This is a genomic window from Hymenobacter aerophilus DSM 13606, assembly GCF_000382225.1.
In the GTDB taxonomy this organism is placed as follows: domain Bacteria; phylum Bacteroidota; class Bacteroidia; order Cytophagales; family Hymenobacteraceae; genus Hymenobacter; species Hymenobacter aerophilus.
Genome location: NZ_KB907858.1, coordinates 1 through 2,884 on the forward strand (window position 1 = coordinate 1; position 2,884 = coordinate 2,884).

The 2,884-nt window shown below is 59.7% G+C and carries 3 protein-coding genes; 2 read left to right on the top strand and 1 reads right to left on the bottom strand.

Annotated features, from left to right (window positions below; genetic code table 11):
- Nucleotides 1-152: 152 nt before the first annotated feature.
- On the bottom strand, nt 153-959 hold the full coding sequence (locus H145_RS0119235; protein ID WP_019949773.1) for an SDR family oxidoreductase: 807 nt from the start codon (nt 957-959) through the stop codon (nt 153-155).
- 219 nt (nt 960-1,178) lie between these two features.
- Between H145_RS0119235 and rlmD the strand changes: the two genes are divergently transcribed.
- Nucleotides 1,179-2,588: a 23S rRNA (uracil(1939)-C(5))-methyltransferase RlmD gene (gene rlmD, locus H145_RS0119240; protein WP_026351638.1), complete on the top strand. Its 1,410-nt coding sequence runs from the start codon at nt 1,179-1,181 to the stop codon at nt 2,586-2,588.
- Nucleotides 2,589-2,599: 11 nt separating this feature from the next.
- Nucleotides 2,600-2,803 carry a hypothetical protein gene (locus H145_RS24415; protein WP_157541838.1) on the top strand — a complete coding sequence of 68 codons (204 nt, stop codon included), beginning with the start codon at nt 2,600-2,602 and terminating at the stop codon, nt 2,801-2,803.
- The last annotated feature ends 81 nt before the right edge of the window (nt 2,804-2,884 follow it).

The window sequence follows — 2,884 nt, forward strand, 5'->3', positions numbered from 1 at the left end:
TAACAGCGGCTGGGTTTGCCTTGAAAATCGCCCTCTTCATCTTTGCCCACGCCCTACACCAAGTTGGGTTATAGTCCGCAACTTGGGTTAGCTAGCGCCACTGGTTTATGGCCGCCAGGCAGATTCCTAATGGATATCCGCAGCATCTTGGACTACAACTTGAAATCCGGCTCCTCCTTGCGGAAATGCTTGAGCACGAGCTTATCGGCCAGGCCCGGGAGCAGGCGGTTGAGCCAGACGGTGAGCTTGCCCTGGCCCGTAAGCACTAGGTCGCGGCGACGTTGCTGCACGGCTTCCAGCAGGTGCCGGGCTACTTCCTCGCTGCTCATCATGGCGCCTTCGTCGCGCGGCGACTCGCCCTGGGCTTTGCCATCGGCGGCCAGGGCCACATTGCGGATGTTGGAGGCCGTGAAGCCGGGGCAGGCCAGCAGCACGTGCACGCCCTGGGGCAGCAGTTCGGTGCGCAGGGCCTCCAGAAAGCCGTGCATGGCGAACTTAGAAGCCGAGTAGCCCGTGCGCCCCGGCAGGCCCCGGTAGCCGGCAATGCTGCTGATGCCCACAATCGAGCCCTTGGCCTGCGTGACGTAGGGCAGCGCAAACTTGGTGGCGTACAGGGTGCCGAAGAAGTTAGTTTGCATCAGCTGCCGGATAACGTCCAGGTCGGCATCCCGAAACAGGGCCCGCATGCTGATGCCGGCGTTGTTGATGAGCACGTCGAGCCCGCCGAACGCGGCTACCGTTTCCCGCACCGCCCGCTCCGAGTCGGCCTCCACGCCCACATCGGCCCTAATGGCCAGATGCGCCACGCCCAGCGCCGCCAGTTCGGCGGCCGTTTCGGCCAGGCGGGCTTCGTTGCGGCCGGTGATGGCCACTTTGGCGCCTGCCCGCCCGAACTCCAGGGCCGTGGCGCGGCCGATGCCGGAGGTACCGCCCGTAATCAGCACTACTTTATCCCTCATGATCACAGATTTACGCTGATTTTTCATCACTGATTCCCGCTGATTTTTCGCTGATTCCGCTGATTCCAGATTCAACTCAGTCGAGCGACCAATCCAGTCGCAAAATTCATCAATTCCGGGCTAAACTGCCGAGCGATTACGCAATCAGCTTAATCAGCGAAAAATCAGCGGGAATCAGTGATGAAAAATCAGCGCGAATCAGTGGTTATCTTTGCTGCCGTGAGAAAATCAGTGAAGAACATTCCGGCGGAACTGCTCCGCGAAGTCGAGATTACCGACATGGTGGCTGAGGGCAAGTGCCTGGTGCGTCGCGAGAATCTGGTCATCTTCGTGACCCAGGTGGCGCCCGGCGACGTGGTGGATTTGCGCGTGACCAAGGCCAAGAAGAACTTTCTGGAGGCCGTGCCTACCAAGTTTCATAAGTATTCGGAGCTGCGCGTGACGCCGTTCTGCGAGCATTTCGGCACCTGCGGGGGCTGCAAGTGGCAGCACCTGGGCTACGAAACCCAGCTCCAATTCAAGCACCAGCAGGTGGCCGACACCTTGCAGCGCATCGGCAAGGTGGCGCTGCCCGAAATCCTGCCCATCGCGCCCTCGCCCGACCAGACCTACTACCGCAACAAGCTCGAATTCACCTTCAGCCACAACGGATGGCTGACCAACGAGCAGATTGCCAGTGGCCACGACTACGAGCGGCGCGTGCTGGGCTTCCACACCCCCGGCCGCTTCGATAAGATTCTCGACATCAACCACTGCTGGCTCCAGCCCGACCCCAGCAACCAGATCCGGCTGGCGGTGCGCGACTACGCCCTGGAGCACGATCTGCCCTTCAACAACCTCGTAACCCAGGAAGGCTTCCTGCGCAACCTCATCATCCGGACGGCCAATACCGGCGACCTGATGGTGATTCTGCAGTGCTACTACGCCCACGAGGCGCTGGTGCCGCTGCTGGACTTCCTGGCCGAGCGGTTCCCGCAAATCACCTCGCTCAACTACGTGCTCAACAACAAGGGCAACGAAACTTTCAACGACCTGGAGGTAGTCTGCTACAAAGGCGAGCCGCACATCCACGAGGAAATGGAGGGCCTGCGCTTCCGCGTGGGGCCAAAATCGTTCTACCAGACCAACTCGGAAGGCGCCTACAATCTCTACAAAATCACCCGCGACTTCGCCCAGCTCACCGGCTCGGAGCTGGTGTATGACCTCTACACCGGGGCTGGCACCATCGCCAACTTCGTGGCCCGGCAGGCCAAGCACGTTGTGGGCGTAGAATATGTGGAATCGGCCGTGAAGGACGCCTACATCAACTCCGAAATCAACGGCACGACCAACACCGAGTTCTACGCCGGCGACATGAAGGACGTGCTCAACGCCGAGTTCATTGCCAAGCACGGCCGCCCCGACGTGGTCATCACCGACCCGCCCCGCGCCGGCATGCACCCCGACGTGGTGGCCCGCCTGCTCGAAATGCGCGCCCCCCGCATCGTCTACGTCAGCTGCAACCCCGGCACCCAGGCCCGCGACCTGGAGCTGCTGGACGCCGCGTATCAGGTGGTGCGCGTGCAGCCCGTTGATATGTTCCCGCACACCCACCACGTGGAGAATGTGGTATTGCTGGAGCTGCGGTAACCCTTGTAGCCGTGAAAAATTATACGTTGGCAGCAATTTATGCTTCGATGGCGGGCTGGCTTGTTGCTACGGCTGTTTACGCCACTGGCTACCTTATATTAGATGAAAGGCAGGCATTAGAAGCCGTACGGATAGTTGCTCCGATAACTTTGATAATTTCAATCTTGGCCAATGTATTTCTAGTTCAACTACCTCGCTATTTTGAAGCTGTTTAGGAAGTAGTCAGTCAGGCGCAAAACAGAAAAGACTCCCACAAAAGCGGGAAATTTGAGGTGCGACCCATCTCCTTTCCCTCC

Bases quoted from the DNA above. Each gene is read 5' to 3' on its own strand.
- H145_RS0119235 (WP_019949773.1), bottom strand. From the start codon at position 959: ATGAGGGATAAAGTAGTGCTGATTACGGGCGGTACCTCCGGCATCGGC.